Raw genomic sequence first — 3,545 nt, forward strand, 5'->3', positions numbered from 1 at the left:
CTTCACTGGGCCGTAGGCAGGGGCCGGAGCAAGGTTGCCATCGGGATCCATGACATGGATACAGTAAAACCGCCGTTCCACTATATCGCATCCCGCCGGAGCCGAGGCTTCATACCGCTTGACTTCACCGAGAAGATGACGATGGACGAGATCCTCGAAAAGCACCCGAAAGGCAGGGATTACGCGAAGATCGTCCGGGACTTCCCGCTCTTCCCGCTCATCGTGGACGATGACGATCATGTCCTCTCGTTCCCTCCGATCATCAACGGCGAGCGGACGCGTGTTACCATCGACACGAAGAATATTCTTCTCGACACCACCGGCACCGACAAACGTGCGGTCAGCGTTGCGGTCAATATCATCTGCACCGCGATGGCTGAAGCCGGCGCGACGATCGAAAGCGTTGAGATCGATGGTATCCAGACCCCGACACTTGCCCCCTCCGAGCGCGTCGTCAGCGTCAGCGAATGCTCGAGCCTGCTGGGAGCGGACCTGACGCCGGAATCTATGTGCGGGTACCTGAAGCGGATGCGCTTTGGGGCAGAACCGGCCGGTGCAGATAAGGTAAATGTCCGCGTTCCCTGCTACCGTGCCGATATCATGCACGACTGGGACCTCTTCGAGGATGTGGCGATTGCGTATGGCTACGACAAGCTGGAGTCAGTGCCCCCGAAGACGTTCACGGTAGGAAAGCCCCACCCGGTTCAGGTCAGCATGGCACTTGCGCGGCAGGTGTTTTCCGGTCTCGGGTATCTCGAAGTCATGCCGTTCACGCTCTCGAACGAGGAGGTGCTGTACCGGAAAATGCAGCGGGAGGAGACACGTGGCGTCCTTCACGTCATGCACCCGATAAGCATCGAGAATACCGTGGTCCGGACGGAACTCTTACCCCTGCTCATGGAGTTCCTGACCATCAACCGGCACCGTGAACTGCCGCAGCGCCTCTTTACTGTCGGCGATGTGGTGGTTGACTGTAAAACCCACCAGCAGGCCTCCGGTGTCAGCACGCATCCCGAGGCAGACTTCTCGGAAGCCTATGCAACCGCTGATGCCGTGCTCCACGAGCTCTCTATTGACTATACAGTAAAGGAGTCGGCCGACCCCGCATTCATCGACGGGCGCCGGGGCGATATTATCGTGAACGGGAAAAACGTGGGTGTCTTTGGCGAGATACACCCCGCCGTGCTGGTGGCGTTCGAACTCGAACACCCTGTTGCTGCGTTCGAGTTCGACCTCAGAGCCGTACCGGGATACCCCGTCCTCTGAGGTATTCTTTCACTTCTTTTACCGTGAATTCACCATAGTGGAACACGCTTGCGGCAAGGCAGGCATCCGCCTTGCCTTTCGTAAACCCATCGTAGAAATGCTCAAGGGTCCCGACACCGCCGCTGGCAATGACCGGGATCCCGACAGCGTCGGATATTGCAGCCGTGACGGGAATATCGAAACCGTTCTTTGTGCCATCTGTTTCCATGCTTGTCAGGAGGATCTCCCCGGCACCCCTTTCTTCAGCTTCCTTAGCCCATGCGACTGCGTCGATTCCGGTCGGTTTGCTGCCGCCGTAGATGACTACTTCATACCAGCATGTTGACCCCTCCGGAAGGCTGACAGGAATCGCCTTCTCATTGGGGGTCGTGTTCCTCCTTACATCGATTGCGCAGACCATGCACTGGGTGCCGAACGCTTCGGCACCGCGGGTAAGGAGGGACGGGTCATGGACAGCACTCGTATTGAGGCTGACCTTGTCGGCCCCGGCCCGGAGGATCTGCTGGATGTCGTCCAGGGACTTGAGTCCGCCCCCCACCGTGAGCGGAAGGAAGAGCTGGTCTGCGGCACGCTGGATGACATCGACGATGATGCCCCGTTTCTCTTTGGAAGCGGTGATGTCGAGAAAGACGACCTCGTCAGCTCCCTGTTCATTGTACCTGCCCGCCAGCTCCACTGGATCTCCGGCATCCCGGAGCCCGACAAAATTTGTCCCCTTTACAACCCTGCCGTCCTTGATGTCGAGGCAGGGGATGATCCTCCTTGTCAGCACCATAGTAACCACATTTTGCTGGAAGGTACTATCATCATTTCGAAAGAAGCCTGCATCATCGCGGAGTTTATGTTGCCTGCCGACCCTATGTATAGGATAATCAGGTACCCGGGCGGGTGTGCAGTATCACCCCTCCCCCCAGATGAGGATATCCATGAGTTCCGGAAAACTGAAGATTGAATGGGCAGCACAGTACATGCCGGTACTGGCTGCCATCAGGAAACAATTTGTCAAAGAGAAACCGTTCGAAGGCATGACCATCGGCATGGCGCTCCATGTCGAGGCCAAGACAGCCAACCTCGTATCAACGCTTGCCGCAGGCGGTGCAGAGGTCCATATCACCGGCTGCAACCCGCTCTCAACGCAGGATGATGTTGCCGAGGCGCTCGGCAAGGTAAAAAATGTCCACTGCTATGCGAAACGGGCCTGCACGGTCGATGAGTACTATGCAGCCATTAATGACGTGCTGGATGCAAAGCCGGTCATCACGATCGATGACGGCATGGATCTGATCCACTATATCCACACCAAACGCCGCGACCTGTTGAAGAAGGTAATCGGTGGCTGCGAGGAGACCACCACCGGCATCCACCGTCTCAAGGCAATGGCAGCCGAGGGCAAGCTGGAGTTCCCCGTGGTTGCGGTCAACGACACCCCCATGAAGCACTTCTTCGACAATGTCCACGGCACCGGGGAGAGTGTTCTCTCATCGATCATGATCACGACGAACACGCTCATTGCCGGGAAATACTTCATCGTCGCCGGGTACGGCTACTGCGGCCGCGGGCTTGCCCGGAAGGCACATGGCCTTGGCGCCAAAGTCATCGTCACCGAGATCGATCCCCGCCGGGCGCTTGAGGCGCACATGGACGGGTTCATGGTCATGACCATGGAAGATGCAGCAGCTATTGGAGACATCTTTGTCACCACCACCGGCAACTGTGCCGTTATCGCAAAGAAGCACTTTGCAAAACTCAAGGATGGTGCGATCCTCGCGAATGCCGGCCACTTCAATGTCGAGATCGACCTCGAATATCTCAACAAGAACGCTGCAAAGGTCATCCGGCGCGATGGCATCGATACGTTCGTCCTCGGGAAGAAGTCCGTTCACGTGCTCGCTGAAGGCCGGCTTGTAAACCTCGCCACTCCCAAGGGAATGGGACACCCGATCGAAGTAATGGACCTGAGTTTCGCGCTCCAGGCACTCTGCACGCTCCATATCGCAAAGAACGGGAAGAAGATGAAGGGCGGTGTCTATGACGTGCCTAACGAGATCGATGAGCAGGTGGCAAACCTGAAACTTGCGTCCCTTGGGCTCTCGATTGATTCGCTTTCCAAAGAACAGAAGAACTATTCCTGCAGCTGGGATATCGGGACCTAAATCCCAGCCTCTTTTTACAGCATCCTTGCCGCGGCCAGGTATTCCTGCGCCCAGCCGCCATACTCCCCGAACTGCCCCTTTTCAAACGTCCGTGTCCGGTCGTATTCCTTTGTTGTCGGCGGATCA

At 57.2% G+C, this 3,545-nt stretch carries 3 protein-coding genes; 2 read left to right on the forward strand and 1 reads right to left on the reverse strand.

The window, feature by feature from the left end:
* On the forward strand, nucleotides 1-1,266 hold a 1,266-nt coding region (gene pheT / locus CW742_RS09000), incomplete at its 5' end, for a phenylalanine--tRNA ligase subunit beta (protein ID WP_292419390.1).
* Here pheT and hisF read toward each other — a convergent pair.
* A complete protein-coding gene (gene hisF / locus CW742_RS09005) occupies nucleotides 1,235-2,041 on the reverse strand; it encodes an imidazole glycerol phosphate synthase subunit HisF (RefSeq protein ID WP_292419393.1) in 807 nt (268 codons plus the stop codon). The genes pheT and hisF overlap by 32 nt on opposite strands.
* Before the next feature lie 151 nt (nucleotides 2,042-2,192).
* Between hisF and CW742_RS09010 the strand changes: the two genes are divergently transcribed.
* The gene (locus CW742_RS09010) at nucleotides 2,193-3,419 is read left to right on the forward strand and encodes an adenosylhomocysteinase (RefSeq protein ID WP_292419397.1); all 1,227 of its coding nucleotides are present in this window, start codon (nucleotides 2,193-2,195) and stop codon (nucleotides 3,417-3,419) included.
* The last annotated feature ends 126 nt before the right edge of the window (nucleotides 3,420-3,545 follow it).

It is taken from the genome of Methanoregula sp., assembly GCF_002835825.1.
GTDB lineage: Archaea > Halobacteriota > Methanomicrobia > Methanomicrobiales > Methanospirillaceae > Methanoregula.